The 19424-nt window shown below is 40.3% G+C and carries 21 protein-coding genes; 6 read left to right on the top strand and 15 right to left on the bottom strand.

The genetic code is table 11. The annotated features are described in order from the left end of the window. Positions 1-813: 813 nt before the first annotated feature. The 6 genes from LMU01S_RS10435 (at position 814) to LMU01S_RS03290 (ending at position 3465) form a co-directional block, all read left to right on the top strand. Positions 814-960, top strand: coding sequence for a hypothetical protein (locus tag LMU01S_RS10435; protein WP_153551966.1), 147 nt, complete (start codon positions 814-816; stop codon positions 958-960). Between the two features lie 66 nt (positions 961-1026). Continuing rightward, complete coding sequence (locus LMU01S_RS10745) at positions 1027-1152, top strand: hypothetical protein (protein WP_257577793.1); 126 nt, start codon at positions 1027-1029, stop codon at positions 1150-1152. A gap of 12 nt (positions 1153-1164) precedes the next feature. After that, the gene (locus tag LMU01S_RS03280) at positions 1165-1356 is read left to right on the top strand and encodes a hypothetical protein (protein WP_056959844.1); all 192 of its coding nucleotides are present in this window, start codon (positions 1165-1167) and stop codon (positions 1354-1356) included. Between the two features lie 645 nt (positions 1357-2001). Then, positions 2002-2427 carry an ArpU family phage packaging/lysis transcriptional regulator gene (locus tag LMU01S_RS03285; protein ID WP_056959902.1) on the top strand — a complete coding sequence of 142 codons (426 nt, stop codon included), beginning with the start codon at positions 2002-2004 and terminating at the stop codon, positions 2425-2427. A gap of 12 nt (positions 2428-2439) precedes the next feature. Continuing rightward, positions 2440-2610, top strand: a complete 171-nt coding sequence (locus tag LMU01S_RS10440) for a hypothetical protein (protein ID WP_153551980.1) — start codon at positions 2440-2442, stop codon at positions 2608-2610. Between the two features lie 660 nt (positions 2611-3270). Then, the gene (locus tag LMU01S_RS03290; protein ID WP_056959846.1) at positions 3271-3465 is read left to right on the top strand and encodes a hypothetical protein; all 195 of its coding nucleotides are present in this window, start codon (positions 3271-3273) and stop codon (positions 3463-3465) included. A 623-nt stretch (positions 3466-4088) separates the two neighbouring features. On the opposite strand, the gene trxB is transcribed toward LMU01S_RS03290, so the two are convergent. The 15 genes from trxB to LMU01S_RS03365 all read right to left on the bottom strand — a co-directional run bounded on the left by trxB (position 4089) and on the right by LMU01S_RS03365 (position 19318). Next, a complete protein-coding gene (gene trxB, locus LMU01S_RS03295) occupies positions 4089-5015 on the bottom strand; it encodes a thioredoxin-disulfide reductase (protein WP_056959848.1) in 927 nt (308 codons plus the stop codon). Positions 5016-5088: 73 nt separating this feature from the next. Beyond that, on the bottom strand, positions 5089-5931 hold the full coding sequence (gene lgt / locus LMU01S_RS03300) for a prolipoprotein diacylglyceryl transferase (RefSeq protein ID WP_056959849.1): 843 nt from the start codon (positions 5929-5931) through the stop codon (positions 5089-5091). A 10-nt stretch (positions 5932-5941) separates the two neighbouring features. Continuing rightward, entirely contained in the window at positions 5942-6886 is a 945-nt protein-coding gene (gene hprK / locus LMU01S_RS03305) for an HPr(Ser) kinase/phosphatase (RefSeq protein WP_056959851.1), read from the bottom strand. Between the two features lie 203 nt (positions 6887-7089). Further along, entirely contained in the window at positions 7090-7446 is a 357-nt protein-coding gene (locus LMU01S_RS03310; protein WP_056959853.1) for a phage holin family protein, read from the bottom strand. A 1-nt stretch (position 7447) separates the two neighbouring features. Further along, positions 7448-7771 carry a PspC domain-containing protein gene (locus tag LMU01S_RS03315; RefSeq protein ID WP_056959855.1) on the bottom strand — a complete coding sequence of 108 codons (324 nt, stop codon included), beginning with the start codon at positions 7769-7771 and terminating at the stop codon, positions 7448-7450. A gap of 25 nt (positions 7772-7796) precedes the next feature. Continuing rightward, positions 7797-9176 (bottom strand): sensor histidine kinase, encoded by a 1380-nt coding sequence (locus LMU01S_RS03320; RefSeq protein ID WP_082613098.1) that lies wholly within the window; start codon positions 9174-9176, stop codon positions 7797-7799. Beyond that, on the bottom strand, positions 9169-9882 hold the full coding sequence (locus tag LMU01S_RS03325) for a response regulator transcription factor (RefSeq protein WP_056959906.1): 714 nt from the start codon (positions 9880-9882) through the stop codon (positions 9169-9171). The genes LMU01S_RS03320 and LMU01S_RS03325 overlap by 8 nt, the downstream gene beginning before the upstream one ends. Positions 9883-9927: 45 nt before the next feature. Then, positions 9928-11070 (bottom strand): PDZ domain-containing protein, encoded by a 1143-nt coding sequence (locus LMU01S_RS03330; protein ID WP_056959857.1) that lies wholly within the window; start codon positions 11068-11070, stop codon positions 9928-9930. Positions 11071-11302: 232 nt separating this feature from the next. Next, on the bottom strand, positions 11303-12190 hold the full coding sequence (gene ftsX / locus LMU01S_RS03335; RefSeq protein WP_056959859.1) for a permease-like cell division protein FtsX: 888 nt from the start codon (positions 12188-12190) through the stop codon (positions 11303-11305). Then, positions 12171-12866, bottom strand: a complete 696-nt coding sequence (gene ftsE / locus LMU01S_RS03340) for a cell division ATP-binding protein FtsE (protein WP_056959860.1) — start codon at positions 12864-12866, stop codon at positions 12171-12173. The genes ftsX and ftsE overlap by 20 nt, the downstream gene beginning before the upstream one ends. Before the next feature lie 21 nt (positions 12867-12887). After that, positions 12888-14004 (bottom strand): peptide chain release factor 2 gene (gene prfB, locus LMU01S_RS03345; RefSeq protein ID WP_179211839.1). Its coding sequence is split into 2 segments (ribosomal slippage): positions 12888-13931 and positions 13933-14004, totalling 1116 coding nucleotides; the frame shifts between segments, so codons are not numbered across the junction. A gap of 74 nt (positions 14005-14078) precedes the next feature. Next, positions 14079-16439 carry a preprotein translocase subunit SecA gene (gene secA / locus LMU01S_RS03350; RefSeq protein WP_056959862.1) on the bottom strand — a complete coding sequence of 787 codons (2361 nt, stop codon included), beginning with the start codon at positions 16437-16439 and terminating at the stop codon, positions 14079-14081. Between the two features lie 157 nt (positions 16440-16596). After that, on the bottom strand, positions 16597-17151 hold the full coding sequence (gene hpf / locus LMU01S_RS03355; RefSeq protein WP_004048318.1) for a ribosome hibernation-promoting factor, HPF/YfiA family: 555 nt from the start codon (positions 17149-17151) through the stop codon (positions 16597-16599). 150 nt (positions 17152-17301) lie between these two features. Further along, positions 17302-17994 (bottom strand): ComF family protein, encoded by a 693-nt coding sequence (locus LMU01S_RS03360; RefSeq protein ID WP_056959864.1) that lies wholly within the window; start codon positions 17992-17994, stop codon positions 17302-17304. Continuing rightward, positions 17972-19318, bottom strand: a complete 1347-nt coding sequence (locus tag LMU01S_RS03365) for an ATP-dependent helicase ComFA (protein ID WP_056959866.1) — start codon at positions 19316-19318, stop codon at positions 17972-17974. Before LMU01S_RS03365 ends, LMU01S_RS03360 begins: the two co-directional genes overlap by 23 nt. Positions 19319-19424: the final 106 nt, after the last annotated feature.

Consider the following 19424-nt stretch of genomic DNA (forward strand, 5'->3'; position numbering starts at 1 on the left):
TTTTTTAAGCAAAAAAACACTATTTCAAAGCCTGTTAGAGCAACGGTAAAGGTACAAAAACCCTAAGAAAACCTAAGATAAAATGTTAAGAATTGTTAAGGTGAATTGCTGAAAAATGCTGAAATAAAATGTTGAGAATTGTTGAGGTCAAATGCTAACATTTGCTAACCTATTTTTTTGCCACAAGTAGCAACGTTGTAGAAAATATAGAGCTATGCAATTTCAGTTACACAACAAATCACAACCGTAGTTATAGTTACACTTGTTAGCCAGCGCCACGACTGGCGCTATAACTGGTTCACTTCCTGACGATCGGAGAAAATCGGAGTAAATGGATACTTTTTTGATTGCTGAAATAAGCTAATATAAGCGTTCTAGCAGTGTTTTAACTTGCTTGAATGTAAATACCCTATCCGATTGCTAGCATTGCAGAAAATTGCAGGAAACACACTTTAAATAGCAATGACATCCCTAGCCCCTATTCATTGCTATAGCTGGGTTAGTGGTGGTTATCTGACTAATTGCGATCGTGATTTTATGAAGTAATGAAATGTTGGAAAATGTTGGAAAAATGTGAGTGTAATACTCAGGTAAATTGTCGGAAATTGTCGGAGTAAAAACCTATATTGACGCCAAATACAGGCTATTGGGTGTTTATTGATGAAGTATTGACGATAATTGACCAAGAAACCTATAACACTGGCGTTTTTATTGATTATTTATTGGTGAAAATTAGCATTTTTCTAGTAAAAACAATTGACTTATATAGATTAATAATGTATAATGAATATATAAAGTTAAGGAGGTGAGATATTGAGACCAAGAAAAGAAGACCACAAAAAAGAACCGTTAGCGTGGTCGATAATCAAAGCAGTTGCTAGAATTTTAGCAGAGTTCGGAGCAATTGCCTCAGGTATTGAATACCTGCTAAGAATTATCAAGTTACTAGGACGGTTCTAAAAGCTGAAAATATAAAGGGGGTGGTTGCCCCTTTATTTCAGTATAACCAAGAAAGGAATGAAAGTCATGAACAAAGTTGAAAAGTTTAACAAAAAACTAGCAAAGCTTAACAAAGTTACTTTTGCGATCGTTGGCGTTATTGCTACTCTTTGGCTATTACTGGAATTAATTTTAAAATTACTAGGCAAGTAAGGAGCTGACACGATGACAGAGAAGAAAACGACAGACGCCCAAAGCAGAGCAACGAAAAAATGGGGTGACAAAAACAAGGACAAACAACGCATTTACCGTTATAGGTCATACGCTAGAAAGTACGTTAGAGACATTGCAGCAGCTGAAGACCTGCACGAGTTGGCAACGATGATACAGACTAGACTTGATGAAATGGAAAAATAGCAATTAAGGGATGCTCAAGGCGTCCCTTTTTTCGTATGACATCCCACACGATCGATTTTAAGCGTCAGAACTAGGCAAATGGACACAGTTTACAGACGTCAAATACCGCCCGAGTATGATTACACTAGACAGCATTTAAAATCGTTGGAAGTGCTTTGCGCTTGTATCTCAGAAGCAAATAAATAGATCCATGGTGTGACAGTTGCAAATCATGCAATAGCCCCCGCTTTTAGTCCGCAGTCTTTCAAAATGATAGCGAAAAAGGTAAATTATCCGTGGTCGTTTCAAACGACCTCAAGAAGTGAGTCAATCATATTGATCGAGTTTGTAAAACCTACGAAAACCTACGCTAAAAGTCTGTATTTATCCGAGGTCAACCATATTGACCACGAAACAGGTTATTTAATGCTTTGGGTCGTTCCAAACGACCTGTTTTTTAAATTGCTTTGGGTCGTTCCAAACGACCTTAATTTATAATCACGATACAAGCTATTTTAAGCATGTTATAAGCTCCATTTGATATAATCAGCAGAATTATACTAGAATAGTGTTAAACGTCTTAGAACGCTTTTTATAGCGTGATAGAGTAATACCCCAAATTATAGAGCTTGTAACAGCTTGATACAGTTAGGAGCGTTGGACATGATGAGACTTGACCCACCAGATAACAGAGAAGTAGACTACAGCAAAACACGCAATAACGTTACTAACTGGTTTGATACAGAGTATAGCAAGTATCAGCGATTAGCAAACATCCCAGTTATTTCAAGCGTACGCTTATCATTAGCACCCAAAGGAACAGCAAGCGCCAATAGTGTGGAAGATATGAACGTAAACAGAGCCAACGCCAAGCAAGTTTTAGAGTTCGTGGAAGCCGTGATCAATAGTCTAGGCGATTATAAACCTTTTTTAGAAGCACGATACATCAAGAAATTACAAACGTGGCAAATTGAAGAACGCTTAGGGTTCGGGCATTCTCAAACACAAACTAGGATTAGAAAAGCTTGCGCCCTATTCGCTCAGACTATGGACATGACAGCAGGCACACAGCTCACAGCCTACAAAGATTAGGAGTGATCCCGCTTGTTAAAATTTATTATCATTCTTGCGATCGTTACAGCGATCAACGTTTATTTAAAACACCGTCATTGGTATTCTAGGTTTTACATCAAGCATCTATCCAGCAGGCACGACCTGCAACGCCTTAGCTTGATGATCGATAAAAGACTTAAGGAGTTAGACGATGAAAGATAAGTCACCAGTTGAACAGTTAGTTTTAGAGCTATGTTTTTGTATACCCAAAAAGGGATGCACTAGCTTAGTTGCTGGTACATCCCTTATTGATCATTCTACTGAATGGCTATATGATGAAATCGTTTGAAAAAAATGCTATAAAATACTTGTTTTTATATGAAATTTAATACATAATATGGACATGGTCAAGGATAAAGGCTAGCTACCTTTTGAATTGGTCTAGTGGAGTATTGAAACATAAAGCACGCCTATTCAACTAATCAATACACGTTAGGCGGTGAGTTTATGGAATTCAATACAGAAAGGAACAGCGTTTTGCTTTCGTTGCTCTTAGTGCTAGCGTACAAGCTGGATAAGATTATCCTAGCAAGTACCGAAGCATACAAGGCAATAAAAAAAGCTAATCGCCGTAAGTAGCGACTAGCTAAAACACTGTTTCAATATCCACGTTCGGGGGCTGGTAGTTGGTGGCTATCAGCCCCTTATTCGTATCTAAGTATATTATATTTAATATAAGAACGCAAGTAAGGAAGTGATAAAATGAGTTTATTTGAACTGATCGCATTTATAGGCTTGCTCATCTACTCAGGTTTTACGACCTATATAGGCTATAAGATGACCAAAGACACAGACGAACGTTACAAGTAAGGAGTTACACCAATGACAGAGAAAAAGAAGACCAGCAAAGCACAGCTTGACGCTTCCAACCGCTGGAACGAAAAGAACAAAGCACGCAAATACTATCTTGCTAAAAGATCCATGGCACGCAGTTACTGCAGAGTAGCCACCAAGGAAGACTTAGAAGCGTTGATCACATTTGCTAATGAGAAACTAGCCGAACGCTTTCCAGAATAAGCAAAAAACCCCCTGCACGATAGCAGAGAGCTTTTTAACTAAGGAGCTATACCGTGATTATATCACGTCTCAGGGATGCACGTTGTCCAATTGTGGGCGATCACATCCCAACGGTGCAAATAAAAACGCCTTGCATGATCGCAAGACGTCAAAGAACTGTTTTATAAGCATTGGTAAATAGATCGACTGAGAAACCCTAACAGCATTATAGCATATATCAGAAAATAAAAAAGCTTCCTAGCGCCCGTAGACGATCTAGGAAGTGGCTAGCCTTGTTTGATTGTTTTCAGTATATCATACCCAAGTAAAAATAAAAAAGCGCTGGAACTTCCAACGCTTGAAATCATACACTATTCTAAACCACCTAGCCCGACTCTTCCGGGGTCTCTCTTAGGGTCTCCCCTAGGTCTCTTTTTATCCAATTTTTAGCTATTTATTTTTTGAAATCTGTAAAAAACACCCTTTAAAAAGCGCATAACGGCGGGGAAAACACCCCTGCTTAATTCAAATCTAGTATACTATCAATCGGCAAAACTTGCTATAACAAGCACTTTTACGCTTACAAAAAATTTATTCGATATCAAAAAAGCACTAGCAGTAAAACTACCACTAGTGCTACTGATTTAATCCTTTAAACTCTCTAAATAGTTAAATGCTTGTTGCCCAGCAATACTTCCATCGCCAACAGCGGTCGTGATCTGGCGTAATTCTTTAGCCCGTACATCACCGATCGCATAAACACCAGGTAAACTAGTTTGCATCAACTCATCAGTCTTGATCCAGCCTTGTTCATCAGTGATCCCAAGTTCTTTGAACGGCTCACTTAAAGGAATGACCCCTACATAGATAAAGACACCATTGACCTTTAATTCACCGTCTTCACCCGTCTTTTTGTTATGTGTCGATACGCTCGTGACTTTTTGTCCATCACCATTGATCTTTGTGACAACAGTATCCCAAGTAAAGTCGATCTTATCGTTAGCGAAAGCACGCTCTTGCAAGATTTTTTGAGCTCGCAATTGGTCTCTACGGTGGATGATATTGACATTTGAAGCTAATTTAGCCAGATAGACCCCCTCTTCAACAGCAGAATCACCGCCACCGATCACAGCTAAGGGCTGGTCTTTAAAGAAAGCACCATCACAAACTGCACAATAAGAAACACCCCGACCAGCATATTCTGCTTCACCTTCAACACCTAATTTCCGATATTGTGAACCTGTAGCAATGATCACAACTGGTGCTTCATAAGTTTCACTATCGGTAATGACTTGTTTTAAATCACCGTTGACTTCAACTTTTTCAACGCTACCGTATGCATATTCTGCTCCAAATTGGGTCGCACCTTGATACATTTTTTCTGCTAAGTCTGGTCCTAAGATCGACTTAAATCCGGGATAATTTTCAACTTCAGCGGTATTATTCATTTGACCACCGTAGATTCCACGATCTAAGATCAAAACCGACAGATTAGCCCGTGAAGCATATAATCCAGCCGTCAAACCTCCAGGACCTGCACCGATCACGATCACATCATATTTTTTAGCCATAATATCTTCACCTTCCCATTATTTGATGATACTCTTCTAAAATTGCTGAAACAACTTCAAATATTAAGCTCAATTATTTAAGCTCCCCTTCGTATTCAACATTTCCGGCTAAATACCAAGGTTCATTTGGACGATAGTAACGCCGATATGCAAGCAAGATGATCGCTCCAATAAACAAGATGACTGACAACCATTGTGAAACACGCAAAGCACCTAACATCAAGCTATCTGTCCGCATTCCTTCAATGAAAAATCTGCCAAAGGAATACCAAGCAACATAAGTTAAAAAGATCTCGCCTCGTTTAAAAAGGTGCTTACGATGTCGTAGCAACATCAAGATCACAAAGCCTAAGATATCCCACACAGACTCATACAAAAAGGTCGGTTGATAATAGACCCCATTGATATTCATTTGCTCGATAATAAAATCCGGCAAATGTAAGCTTGTCAAAAACGCATGTGATACTACTTCACCATGGGCTTCTTGATTGATAAAATTGCCCCACCGACCAATACCTTGAGCCAAGATCACAGTCGGTGAAATGATATCTAAAAACAGCCACGCTGATAACTGTTTTTTACGACAAAAGATCACTAAAACGAGCAATGCGCCCAATAACCCACCGTAGATCGCGATCCCGCCATCCCAGATCCGGTAGATCTCACTAAGATCATTTTGATAATACTGCCATTGGAAAATGACATAATATGCTCGCGCACTGATCAAAGCGAGCGGTAGCGCCCATAAGATATAATCATAAAAATCATCGGCGGGAACTTGTCTTTTCTTACCCTCGCTAACTGCAAGGGACAAGGCTAATAAGACCGCACATCCAATGATCACTCCATACCAGTGGACCTGTAGCCCCCCTAAACTAAAAGCGATCGGATCGATGACACCTAAACTAAAATTCAATTCTTAACACCTATTTCTCTCCTGCTGAATTTTCACTGATCAACTCATTTAAATTACGTTCAAAGGCCTTTGTCGCATCATAACCCATTGTCTTAGCTCGGTAATTCATTGCAGCAGCTTCAATGATGATCGCTAAGTTTCGTCCAACTTTCACAGGGATCGAGATCTTAGGTATCTCAACATCAAAGATCGTTACCCGTTGCTCACCGTTACCTAAACGATCGAACTGTTTATCTTTTTCCCAGTTTTCCAAATGAATGATCAAGGAGATATCCGTCTTAGCTCTGACAGCACCTGCCCCAAAGAGATTCATAACATCAATGATCCCTACACCTCTGATCTCTAACAAATGTCGTAAGATCCGTGGAGCTTCACCGATCAATGTCTGTTCATCTTGTTGGTGAACTTCAACGCGATCATCAGCGATCAAGCGATGCCCACGTTTGATAAGATCAAGCGCAGTTTCAGATTTACCAACACCTGAATCTCCAGTGATCAATACCCCAAGACCATAAATATCGACCAAGACCCCATGTAACGATTTACGTTGTGCTAAACGACCACTCAAATAGTCAGTCAACTTAGCTGAAACCCGTGTTGTTGGCAATTTAGTCCGTAAGATCGGGATATGATTTTCTTCAGCTGCAGCTTTCATTTCAGCTGGTACAGCTAAATAACGTGAGACCACAAAACATGGCGTATTAGGACCACAAAGTTCATCCATGATCTTTTTACGTGCTTCTGAACTCATCTTATTGCCATATGAGATCTCGGTCATCCCAAAAAGCTGGATCCGTTCTTCTGGATAATAATCAAAGTATCCCGTCAATTCTAACCCGGGACGTGAAATATCTTCTGTCGTGATCTGGCGTTCTTCTAAGTATTGTTCTCCAGAATAGACTTCTAAATTACTGATATCGGCTACTAATTTTTTTACATTAACAGTATTCGCCATTTGTCTTCTGCTATATAAACGTGAACTAGCAATGATAACTATGCTATAGAAAGAAATATAGCTTTTCCCTTCTTGATTTTATTTACTATCAGCCTGTCAACTGATCTGATAGCTTAACATCTCTTCTTGATCCACTCCACATTTCATCTTTCTAAAAGGATCTAACTACAAATAATTCTAACCGTAAAAAGCGTTTTCAGCAATTAATAATTACTATTTTGTGTAGTGTAGTTGGTGATAACTAAATTTACGATGCTTAAAATGATAGCCACCATCATCGCAGACCAAAAACTTGAAAATTCAAATGAAATTCCGACCAAAAACGAGGTCAACTCCAACATAAAGGCGTTGATGAACAGATAAAAGATCCCTAAAGTCATCACTGTGATCGGCAAAGATAAAATAACCAATAACGGTTTGACAAACATGTTCAACAAGCCTAAGATGATCGCCGCTAAACAAGCGATCCATACACTTGAAACATGGAAATAAGTCGGGAAAAAGCCCGCTGTTGCTAAAAAGACCAAGATAGTGATCAAAGTACGTTGCCAAAAATTCATTTTATTTGCCTCCCTTTTTATTTTGCTTAACATCTCTTTCTTTAGCATCTGTCACCGGACGACGTTTTTCTTCTTGTTGACCAAAACGGCTGAGCAAGGTAAAAACGTCATTATATTTTTCATTGGGATGCTTCGGTAGATAAAAGGCCAAGCCTAAATATAATAATATCGGAACATAAACTAATAGTGGCACTAACTTGCAAGCGATCGCGACCACTAAAAAGATAGTTCGAATGACCCAGGGTGAAATATTAAAATACTCGGCGATCCCGGCACACACACCACAGACCACTGAATCATTGGAGCGATAAAGTTTCTTTTTCATTCTCATTTTTCCTCTCTTTTCATTTTCATGTTAAAAATAACGGTAAGGTCACCGTAAATTTAGTTCCATTTTTGTACGGACTCGTGACTACGATCTGCCCTGATAAAGCCTCGACTGCCTCTTTAACGATCGCTAAGCCCAAGCCACTTCCTTCAGCTGAGCGCGCTTTATCTGCACGGTAAAAGCGCTCATAGATCCGCTCTTTATCAGCATTAGCAAGTGTTTGCCCTGTGTTATAGACAACTAAACACCACTCATTAGCTGAGCTAGTAGCTGTGATCTTTAACTTACCATCTACTACATTATATCTGATCGCATTTTGGATCAAATTGCTGATTATATGTTGCAGGTACTTGATATCACAATTTATCTCAAAGTCATCAGGTATCTGCACCTCGAGCGTTAGGTTTTTAGCCTTACTTTGGGCTAAATAGCTAGTCAAGATCTGCTCGCAAAACGCTTTGAGCTTGATCTGCTCTAATTTGAGTTCTTGTGTCTTTTTGTTATGTGCAAGCGCTGAGATGTCCTCGATCAACTCGGTCAATTGCTGGCTTTGTTCAAAGATGATCTGCACAAAGTCACGCGCCGTTTTTTTATCATCCAAAGCTCCAGCTAAAAGTGTCTCACTAAAGCCTTGGATCGCAGTTAGCGGGGTCTTTAATTCATGACTCGCATTGGCCATGAATTCACGCTGTTTGACCTCTAATTGCTTGATCTCAGTCACATCATTAAAGATACACATAACTGAATAATGGTGCCTACTCAAAGGAACATAGACCACCTGCACCTCAAACCACTCATTACCTTGAGCAACTTTTTTTTGCCACAAGAGACGTTGATCTTCTTTAGTCTGGTAGACTTTTTGGGTCACAGCGATCAACTCGACTGCCGTAAACACTTGATAAAACGGTTGTCCCTTGAGCTCAGTCGTATTTAATATGCTAGCTAACACGTGATTATATAGAACAGTTTCTTTCCGCTGATCAAAGACGATCACACCGCTCGTCAACGATTGTAATAACGTTAAATAGTCACGATTTTGTTGCTGATACCTTCGCAAAAGGCTGCGTTGCTTAGATTGCAGGCGATTTACCAAACGCGAAAGTTGATAATACTCGTCATCTTTGGGTAACAGAACATGTCGACTTGGCTGATCTTCAACTAGCTCACTTAGCTTTTTGAGCAACAATGCTTGACTGGTTAAGCGACGTTTGGCTTGACGTTTAAAAAAGAGATAGTTGCCTAGCGCTACTAAGATCACTGCTAAAAAGATCCAAGCTACACCTTCTTCTTGCCAGACAGTCAAAAAATGCTCATGAAAGATCACGCCATAAACCAATACGACTGCTAAAACTTCGCCTAACGAGAGTAATAAATACTGCCATAGTTCACGCATCTCAGTCATCTGGCTCACCATTGAAGCGATAGCCAAAGCCCCGCAAAGTTTCTATATATTTGGGCTTTTTAGGGTCAGGCTCTAATTTTTCACGTAGATGGCTAACGTGCATATCGATCATGCGCGTTTGGCCCACATAATCATATCCCCAGACACCATTCAATAATTTTTCACGACTCAAGACTCTTCCTGGGCGTTTGATAAAATAGGCTAACAACTCAAACTCTTTTGGGGTCAAGGCTACGGTCTGATCTTTGACCATAACTTTGACTCGTTCTAGATCCACTGTGAAGTCTGGATATTTAAAAAGAGTTTGCGTGTCGATTTTTGGCGTAGGGGTTACTTCTTTAGGCGTGATCCGCCGACTGATCGCCTTTAACCGGGCGATAACTTCGCGAGGTGAAAATGGCTTAGTCAAATAATCATCAGCCCCTAATTCTAACCCGATGATCTTATCAAGTTCTTGATCGCGTGCTGTGATGATCAAGATCGGGGTCATCACTTTTTCTTGGCGCAAGCGTTTAGTTATCTCTAAACCGTCTAAATTAGGTAACATCACATCTAACAAAATAAAATCATATTCATTATTCAAAGCTAGTTCATAGCCCGCTTGACCGTCACTGCTAGTTGTCGTTTGGTAACCAGCCTGTTCCAAATTATACTTGAGCAGGGTCTTTATTGCAGTGTCATCTTCAACTACTAATACTTTTCTCACATTCATCTACGACCTTGTTTTTCCAAAGTCGTCCCCCTTTGCATCTTATTCAAATAGTACCAGTCCGATCTCATGTGGTGAATCTGCATAGATCGCACTTTCAGCTAATTTTAGTTCGCCTTCAAAATTTTTGACTTTTAAACGACAATAAGCTGGACTTTTTTGTAATGCTTCATAAAGTTCATCGCCTGTCGCCACTTTTATCCCATTACATTCAAGGATAATATCACCAACTTCAAGTTTCATCTTAGCTGCTGGTGTCTCTGGTTTGACCGCTACGATCCGCACGCCTTCCGAAGTTTCTACATACCAGCGTTTAGCATCATGATCGGCTTTCAAACGGCTAAATGCTTGCGCCACCAAAATTAATAACAAACCAGCGATCCCATAAAAACCTACCACTGGCACAAAATACGCTACTACTGCTAAAAGTCCTGCTAAAAACGCAGTCAGATAACTTTGGCGTTGGCGTAAGTGTAAGGCCTCTTTTGGTTGTTGCTTATAGATCTTGCAAAAAGCCCCCACAAATAGTGGCACTACCATAAAATGCGTTAAATATTGACTCGGATCAAGCCACTGCTGCCACGAATCAAAATTCATGCCGGGTATAAACATTATCAGTGGAAAGACCGTAAATTCACGCCAAGTATAACCTGCGATCCGGCGCCCACGTTTACCAGCAAAGATCTTGGGACTAAACCAGTCAGTCTTATTTTCACGTGCTAAAAAAGCTTGGAAAAGGGCTAAGATCGCAGTTAAAAGTAAAATAGCACTACCAAATCGTGGTCCCAGGTCATGAGGCAAAATATAGCTTCCCCAACTAGCCTCACTTCCAACCGGTGTCTCACTCAAGACAAATGTCACTATCCCAGTGACCAAAAGCGCTGCTAGACTGAGATCTCCTACATTAATGAACAAAAGTGCCACTATTGCTAAGATCTGGTATAAAACCAATGTCTGAGTCGGTAAACTCAACCCTAAAATAAGCGCAAACAATGACCCTAGTACTAAAAATAATAAGCCATGTTTGATAAAGTGCCGTGCTTCATAAAAATCTCGATCGATCGCGATCCGAAAATTACGGCGTTCATTTTTTAATCGTAATTGATAAGATATCAAGGTCATCAAGATCCCCGCCCAAAATAACGGCTGGATAAAAAAGAGACCCACACTTTTTAAAAGTTGCAAAGATTCCAGTCCTTTCTAAGTGTTTGGTTACATTATAACAATTTTTGCAGATGAAACATACTTATAGCTTTAAAAACCACCATAGTAAAGAAAAGACTGTACCATAAATCCATCAAAATACAACTACCGACATCTAAGCTATGGTCAGACAATACACGAAAGGCCCACCACGATACCAAGCATCATGGTGGACCTTTTGTTTTGTTGACCGGATCGGCTCACTATTTAATTACTAAATTTTTAAGAAACGGCTCATTGAAAGCCCGGAACCTAGAGCACCAATAATGATCCCGATCGCTGCTAACAAGAGATCGATCTGCCATAAAAATGTTCCTGGCGTTAACAACTGATAACCTGTACTTGCCATTGAACCTGACATGACCCCGTATAACCATAAGTACGCAACATCGACCAAAACGATCGGCAAAATAGCGCCTAAAAAGCCCGTCCAAGCACCTTCTAAGATAAATGGCCAACGGATATAACTATTAGTTGCCCCCACTAGACGCATGATCGCAATTTCATTGCTCCGTGATAAGATGGTGATCCGGATCGTGTTAGAGATCAAGAAGACTGCCACAAAGAGCAAGAGCAAACTGATCACTAAGCCCCAACGTTGGATCGCTGCTACTGCCTTAAATAACTTCTTAGCTGAAGCTCCACCATAGCGTGTATCATACACATATTGTAACTTTTTAGCTTTTTTAGCTACACTGATAGTTTCAGCTGGGGAGTTCGTATCAACGATAAAAATATCGTAAAGTGGGTTATCATCACCCTTGAATAATTGGAATTCCTTCCCGTAAGTTCCGACCACGTTGTTCAACTCGTTTTTCCTACTTGAAAAACTGATTTTTTGAACACCATCGATCTTTTGTAATTTTGCTTTTAACTGTGCTTGTTGTTCTTTAGTTGCATCCCGATCGATAACGACTCGAACTTGCACATCATTTTCAACATCATGAGCAATTTTATTGATATTTAACAAGATCGACAACAAGACTCCGACTAAGATCAAAGTCACAGTTACCGCACTAACAGCAGCAACTGACATCCATCCATTACGTTTTAAGCTCTTTAAACTTTCCTTTAAATGGCGCTTAAGCGTGACTGTTTTCATCAGTATAATCCCCCTCTTCTTGATCTCGAACGATCTTGCCATCCGAGATTTCGATCACGCGATGCCGGTATTCATTTACAATAAAACTATTGTGGGTCGCCATAACGATCGTTGTTCCTTCTTGATTGATCTTTTCTAAGATATCCATGATCCCACGCGCAGTTTCTGGATCAAGGTTACCCGTTGGTTCATCAGCGATCAAGATCGCTGGCTTATTTGCGATCGCACGCGCAATTGCGACCCGTTGCTGTTCCCCACCAGACAATGCATCTGGGAAACTATCTTTTTTATCAGCTAGACCAACTAGATCTAAGACATGAGCGACCCGTTTTTCTACTTCTTTTGGTTCTTTTTCGATAACATGGAGCGCATAAGCTACATTTTCAAAAACAGTCAAGCGCGGTAACAATTTAAAATCTTGGAACACGATCCCTAATTCACGCCGTAAAAAAGGGACCTCATTATTTTTCATACTCTCCAAGTTATGATCATTTACCTTGATATGACCCGAAGTTGGTACTTCTTCATGATACATCATTTTGATAAAAGTCGATTTCCCTGCCCCACTAGGACCAACGACATAAACAAAGTCGCCTTGCTCGATCTTTAAGGAAATATGATCATTTGCCAATGTATCGCCATCATATTTTTTGACAACATCTTTATATTCTATCAAGCTGTTTCTTCCTTTCTTTTTTTAGCTTGGATTTGTTTTTTGTAATTTCCATTGGAGATAAGCATTGATAAATCCGTCTAACTCTCCATCCATTACTGCCTGCGTATTACCCGTTTCAAAATTAGTCCGATGATCTTTGACCATTGAATAAGGGTGGAAGACATAGGAACGGATCTGTGAGCCCCAACCGATATCTAGTTGCTCGCCCTGGATTTCAGCCCGTTTTTTCTCTTGTTCTTCTAACTCGATCTGATACAATTTCGACCGTAACATTTTTTCAGCGGTCGCCCGGTTTTGAAATTGCGAACGCTGAGCTTGACTAGACACAACGATCCCTGTTGGTTCGTGGATCAAGCGCACAGCTGAGGAGGTCTTATTGATATGTTGCCCCCCAGCACCACTAGCTCTAAAGACTTCCATCTTGATATCTTCTGGACGTAATTCTACTTCCACGTCATCATCCAATTCAGGCATAACATTGACTGAAGCAAATGACGTGTGCCGACGCCCAGCTGAATCAAAAGGTGAGATCCGAACTAAGCGGTGGACACCTTTTTCACCACGTAAATACCCATATGCATTATGCCCTGAGATCGTCAACGTTACTGACTTGATCCCAGCTTCATCACCGGGTTGATAGTCTTGTGTCGTGACTGTAAAATTATGCTGCTCAGCCCAACGAGTATACATCCGCAACAACATTGAACCCCAATCTTGTGACTCGGTCCCCCCAGCACCTGGGTGGATCTCCAAGATCGCATCATCTTTATCGTAGGGCTCATTTAGCAATAATGTCAGCTGGTAACTTTCTAACTTTTGTTTAGTCGTAGCATAGTTTTCAGCTAATTCAGTCAACATTTCAGCTTCAGGTGCTTCTTGGACCAATTCATATAAAACTTCTAATTCTTCGACCGCCGTAGCTAATTGGTGAAAATTATCATATTTAGCTTTGAGCTCGTTATTTTCGTTGATGACCGTTTGGGCTTTAGCTTGATCATCCCAAAAACCCGGTTCAGCCATCTTCATTTCATTTTCTGAAATGAGTTCTTCCAGACCTTCTAAGTCAAAGAGACCCCCTAAAGTCCGAAATTTTAGCTTTCATCGCTTCGATTTCTTTCTTATATTCATTAATTTCCATATTATTCCCTCAATTACAAATTACTCGTATGCAAGTTAAAAGAAGATCAGTCAAAACTGGTCTTCTTCTAACTATTAGCGACTAATATTTTGACGGATCTCAGCTTTCAAGAAGAGACGGGTCACATCATACTCAATGTCACCGACCATTTGTTCAAACATTCTGAAACCGTCTGATTGATATTCAACTAACGGATTTAGCTGGCCGTAACCACGCAAACCGATCGATTGGCGTAACTGATCCATTTCATCGATATGATCAGTCCAACGTGCATCGACCACACGCAAAATAACAACCTTTTCAAATTCTAGCATTTGAGCTTTATCATTTAATTGGGCTTCTTTAGCTGCATAGTTTTCTTCGGCCTTTTGCATCAAGTAGGAAACGATCTCTTCTTGGCTCTTACCAGCAAAATCATCTTTACTGATACTATCTTCATTGACCATCGCTCCGATCGCAAAATCAACGATCCCATCTAAATTCCAGTCTTTTTTATCACCGACTGTATTCATTTGAACGTTATGTTCGACCGTCCGTTTGATCATCGGCATAATGACTGGTTTCAAGGAGTCAGTTTCCATGATGACTTGTTGACGTTGCGAGTAGATGACCTCACGTTGGGCCCGCATCACGTCATCATATTGTAAAACTTGTTTACGTGTGTCGTAGTTATTACCTTCGACCCGTTTTTGCGCGGATTCTACTTGACGCGTGATCATCTTAGATTGGATCACAGTATCATCTGCAATATTCATCGTTTCATAGAAATGTTTGATCCGTTCAGAACCAAAACGCAACATCAGATCATCTTCAAGTGAAAGATAAAACTGTGTCACACCAGGGTCACCTTGACGTCCCGAACGACCACGTAACTGATTATCGATGCGACGTGATTCATGGCGCTCTGTCCCGATAACAGCCAAACCACCGATCTCACGCACACCAGGTCCTAACTTGATGTCAGTCCCACGACCAGCCATGTTTGTCGCGATCGTTACAGCGCCACGTTGACCGGCATTGACTACGATCTCAGCTTCTTTAGCATGATTTTTAGCATTCAATACCGCATGGGGGATCCCCGCTTGCTCTAACATTTGAGATAATAACTCAGACGTTTCGACTGCTACTGTACCGACCAAAACTGGTTGCCCAGTCGCATGGCGTTCTTTGATATCTTCAACAACAGCTTTAAATTTACTTTCTAAAGTCGGATATAACAGATCTGGACGGTCCTCACGCAAGATCGGACGGTTCGTTGGGATCGTTACGACTTCCATGTTGTAAATTTCACGAAATTCTTCTTTTTCCGTTTTAGCTGTCCCAGTCATCCCGGAGAGCTTTTTATACATTCTAAAGAAGTTTTGGTAAGTGATGTTAGCCATCGTCTTAGTTTCTTCTTCGATCTTAACATGCTCTTTAGCTTCGATCGCTTGGTGCAAGCCATCTGAATAGCGACGACCATCCATGATACGTCCAGTAAATTGGTCAACGATCATGACCTCATCATTTTGGACCACATAATCTTTATCGCGTAACATGATGTAGTTAGCACGTAAAGCATTATCTAAGTGGTGGTTCAAAGCTGTATTGTCAGGGTCAAATAAGTTAGTCAAGCCAAAATATTTTTCACCTTTTTGGATACCTTCTTCGGTCAAAGAAACTGTCTTTGATTCTAGATCCACTTTAAAATCTTCGTCTTTTTTCAAAGTCTTAGCAAAGCGATCAGCCCGAGTATATAACTGAGTGGCTGCAGTTGCTTGCCCAGAAATGATCAACGGTGTTCTCGCTTCATCGATCAAGATCGAATCGACCTCATCGACGATAACAAAGTTCAATGGACGTTGGACCATATCTTCGCGGTAAACCACCATGTTATCACGTAAATAATCAAAACCAAGCTCACTGTTAGTTGAGTATGTGATATCACAAGCATAAGCTTCGCGTTTTTCTTCTGGAGTCTTATCTGCAACGTTCAAACCGACCGTTAGACCGAGCCAATTGTATAATTCACCCATCTCAGTAGCGTCACGACTTGAAAGATATTCGTTAACGGTAACAACGTGGACCCCTTCACCTGATAAGGCATTGAGGTAGACCGGCATTGTCGCAGTCAAGGTTTTACCTTCACCAGTCCGCATTTCGGCAATATTACCTTCATGTAATACTGTACCCCCGATGATTTGCACCCGGTAAGGATATAGCCCCAACACACGTTTAGCCCCTTCGCGTGCGACCGCAAAGGCTTCCGGCAAGAGATCATCTAAAGTTTCACCATTTTGATAGCGTTGTTTAAATTCAGGGGTCTTTGCTTTTAATTCTTCATCGGACAAAGCTTCCATGTCATTGGCATAAGCTTCGACTTGATCAGCGATCTTTCCAAGGCGTTTTAATTCACGTTTATCGCTTTCGACCCATTTTTTTAGGACATTTGCCATTTACTTTATAAATCCTTTCTGCAACGATTACATTATTTTTTTCAAATAAAAATATACTTCTTCTTATTTTAGCATTTTATTGTTGCTCAAACAATTACAATTAGACTACAAAAAGCGCCTGAAATATATCAGGCGCTTAAAGCATCACAAGGATAGCTTAGTTATTAGCTTCGATCAAGCCGTAACGACCATCTCTACGACGATAGACGATGTTTGTGCCTTCAGTTTCTGCATCTTCATAGATAAAGAAATCATGACCTAACATGTCCATCTGCAAGATAGCTTCTTCTACGTCCATTGGTTTCAATGAAACGCTCTTTGTACGGACAACTTCGAATTTTTTATCTTCTTTTTCAGCTTGCTTTGGATCTTCGGTCGGAACGAATTCCATATGCTTGAAGCCCTTTTCGCGTGATTTGCGGTTGAGTTTTGTCTTATATTTTCTGATTTGACGTTCAAGCTTATCCGTTACCAGATCAATGCTTGCATACATATCTGGTGAAGTCTCTTCGGCACGCAATACTAAGTATGGAAGCGGGATCGTAACCTCTACCTTGCTGTTCTTGTCAGAATACACTTTAAGATTTACGTGAGCGGTAGAATTAGATGTATCCTCAAAATACTTTTCAAGCTTGGAAAGTTTCTTTTCCACATATTCACGGATCGCACCCGTAACCTCAATATTTTCACCACGAACATTAATCTTTAACATGATAACCTCTCCTTTCACAACTAAGCATTTTATATGCTTAAAAGACTAGGTATATACTTTATTAGTCTTACCTTATCTCTACTTTCATTATAATAGAAAGCGGTTAAATTAACAATTAATAACTACTCAACATTTATAAAATTTTATATATCACCGGGCTAGTGTCACTGAGCGCACACAACCACAATTATGGGCCAACAACAATTCACGCGCATGATACAAAGTACTACCTGTCGTATAGATATCATCTACCAACAAAATATTTTTACGTTCTAGATCAACTGGCCCGCAGTAGCCAAAAGGTTGAGGCATTGCCAGTCTTTCTTGCCGTGATTTATGCGACTGTGGACAACGGTCAAATTTTTTTAAATGATATAAGTACATCTTCTTAGGTATATCTGGTAAAAAACCAACAACTTGATCAAAACCTCGGGTAGCTAAGGTTTGTTCATCGACAGGGATCACGACTACTAACCAGCCCCGATGCAAATACTTTTTACAGTGATCTTGCAAGGTCTTGACAAATATTTGGCGTAGGCGGTAATCACCTTGAAACTTATAAGCTTCAAAGTACGCACGCATATTAGGTTCGGCATAAACGTAAAAGGCCTTGTTATACAATAGCTCGGTTTGCAACTTCCGCCAGCGAAGACAATCTTGACATAATTTACGCTGCTTTTGTTTACGGCCACAGCCCGGACAACTCGTTTTTTCAGCGATCGCAACAAACTTTTGGTGGCACTTTTCACAGAGTGGTACAGTTTCAAAAGCTCGGAAACTAAAAAACCAGCGCCAGGAAAAATCAAACGCTAATGTGGTATTACAAAGTAGACATTTCATCATTTTTTAACAACTGCTCAGCTTTTTGATTCAACAGCTTGATCTGTTTTTTAGCCGCGCGTAAAGCAAAGGTCATCTCCTGATAAGTAAAGACTACCTCGCCTGATGGATAGTCTTTATCTCTGCCAACACGCCCAGCGATCTGAACTAAGACCGTCTCAGAAAAAAGCGGTGCATCCGCTTGTAATACCATGACATTTAAACGTGGGATCGTGATCCCTCGTTCAAGGATAGTCGTCGTTACCAAATATTGATCGATCCCAGCTCGCAAGTTTTTGACTTTTTGTAGGCGGTCAGGATCAAGTGCCGAAACGCATTCCCCATTTAGCGTAGGCCATAAATGTTGTATTTCTTTTAAAATCGGCTTTAACATGGCGATCTGTGGAACAAATACTAGAAAAGGTATTTTATTTTTTACCCACTTGATGAGATATTTTTTTGTTCTTTCTTCAATTTTTTGCTTTGGAAAACGAAGCTTGACTAATGTTATTTCGGGTAATAAATGCCGATGATGGCGTAGTGGTAGACAGGTGACTGCTAACTTATTTTGGTGGATCTGCTGTTTTAAATAACGATCAGGGGTCGCCGTTAAATATAGCGTACTCGAATTTATTTTTTTAGCATGTGTGACGGCATAATGTAATTGACGGTCATTAACATAAGGAAAAGCATCAACTTCATCGATCACCAATAGATCGAAGGCGTGATAAAATCGCAATAGTTGATGCACCGTGCACACCACTAACTGGGTATAGGTATATTCTTGCCCACTATTTTGATACAGCAAACAGCTTTTGACTTTTGGAAAGGCCTGGCACAAACGCGGATATAATTCATTACACACATCGACCCGTGGTGTCGCCAAACAGACCCGCTGTTGATCTAACAAAGCAAAATTTAGTGCTTCAAATAGCATTTCAGTTTTCCCCGCTCCAGTTACAGCCCATAATAGTCGTTCTTGTTTGCGTTTGACTGTTTGCAATAATTCTTTAGCCGCCTTCTTTTGCCATAAAGATAATCTTGGTTTTTTCTCCAACGGATCTTGGGAATACTTTTTAAAATCGTTGGCTTCGGGTATACTATAAAGTGACATGGTCGTCGTCAAACGCCCCCATGCTAAGCAAGCTGGACAATAATAACTCTTATCTGGCAGAGTATAATTTGCTCTTGGCGCCTGAAAACCACAGCGTTGACAAAATATGCGCCCCTTTTTTACGATCACAGCTGGACGTTGTTTGAGCTTGGTCGAGTCTAAAGCTACACCTAGGGCTTTGAGCTGCGGGCCACTTAATTGCCGACCCATCAATAAATTCAATGTTTTTTCCATTTTCTCACCTCACTTATAAAATACGCAAACTATGCGTAAAATTATTTGTGAGTTTCAAGAATAATAGTAGTAGGATCTGTGAAGCTACTAAAACAATAATTCTTTA

Origin of the sequence: Ligilactobacillus murinus DSM 20452 = NBRC 14221 (assembly GCF_001591685.1) — a bacterium.
GTDB lineage: Bacteria > Bacillota > Bacilli > Lactobacillales > Lactobacillaceae > Ligilactobacillus > Ligilactobacillus murinus.

Bases quoted from the DNA above. Each gene is read 5' to 3' on its own strand.
- LMU01S_RS10745 (WP_257577793.1), top strand. From the start codon at position 1,027: ATGAACAAAGTTGAAAAGTTTAACAAAAAACTAGCAAAGCTTAACAAA.
- LMU01S_RS03280 (WP_056959844.1), top strand. From the start codon at position 1,165: ATGACAGAGAAGAAAACGACAGACGCCCAAAGCAGAGCAACGAAAAAA.
- LMU01S_RS03285 (WP_056959902.1), top strand. From the start codon at position 2,002: ATGAGACTTGACCCACCAGATAACAGAGAAGTAGACTACAGCAAAACA.
- LMU01S_RS03290 (WP_056959846.1), top strand. From the start codon at position 3,271: ATGACAGAGAAAAAGAAGACCAGCAAAGCACAGCTTGACGCTTCCAAC.
- trxB (WP_056959848.1), bottom strand. From the start codon at position 5,015: ATGGCTAAAAAATATGATGTGATCGTGATCGGTGCAGGTCCTGGAGGT.
- hprK (WP_056959851.1), bottom strand. From the start codon at position 6,886: ATGGCGAATACTGTTAATGTAAAAAAATTAGTAGCCGATATCAGTAAT.
- LMU01S_RS03310 (WP_056959853.1), bottom strand. From the start codon at position 7,446: ATGAATTTTTGGCAACGTACTTTGATCACTATCTTGGTCTTTTTAGCA.
- LMU01S_RS03315 (WP_056959855.1), bottom strand. From the start codon at position 7,771: ATGAAAAAGAAACTTTATCGCTCCAATGATTCAGTGGTCTGTGGTGTG.
- LMU01S_RS03320 (WP_082613098.1), bottom strand. From the start codon at position 9,176: ATGACTGAGATGCGTGAACTATGGCAGTATTTATTACTCTCGTTAGGC.
- ftsX (WP_056959859.1), bottom strand. From the start codon at position 12,190: ATGAAAACAGTCACGCTTAAGCGCCATTTAAAGGAAAGTTTAAAGAGC.
- secA (WP_056959862.1), bottom strand. From the start codon at position 16,439: ATGGCAAATGTCCTAAAAAAATGGGTCGAAAGCGATAAACGTGAATTA.
- hpf (WP_004048318.1), bottom strand. From the start codon at position 17,151: ATGTTAAAGATTAATGTTCGTGGTGAAAATATTGAGGTTACGGGTGCG.
- LMU01S_RS03360 (WP_056959864.1), bottom strand. From the start codon at position 17,994: ATGATGAAATGTCTACTTTGTAATACCACATTAGCGTTTGATTTTTCC.
- LMU01S_RS03365 (WP_056959866.1), bottom strand. From the start codon at position 19,318: ATGGAAAAAACATTGAATTTATTGATGGGTCGGCAATTAAGTGGCCCG.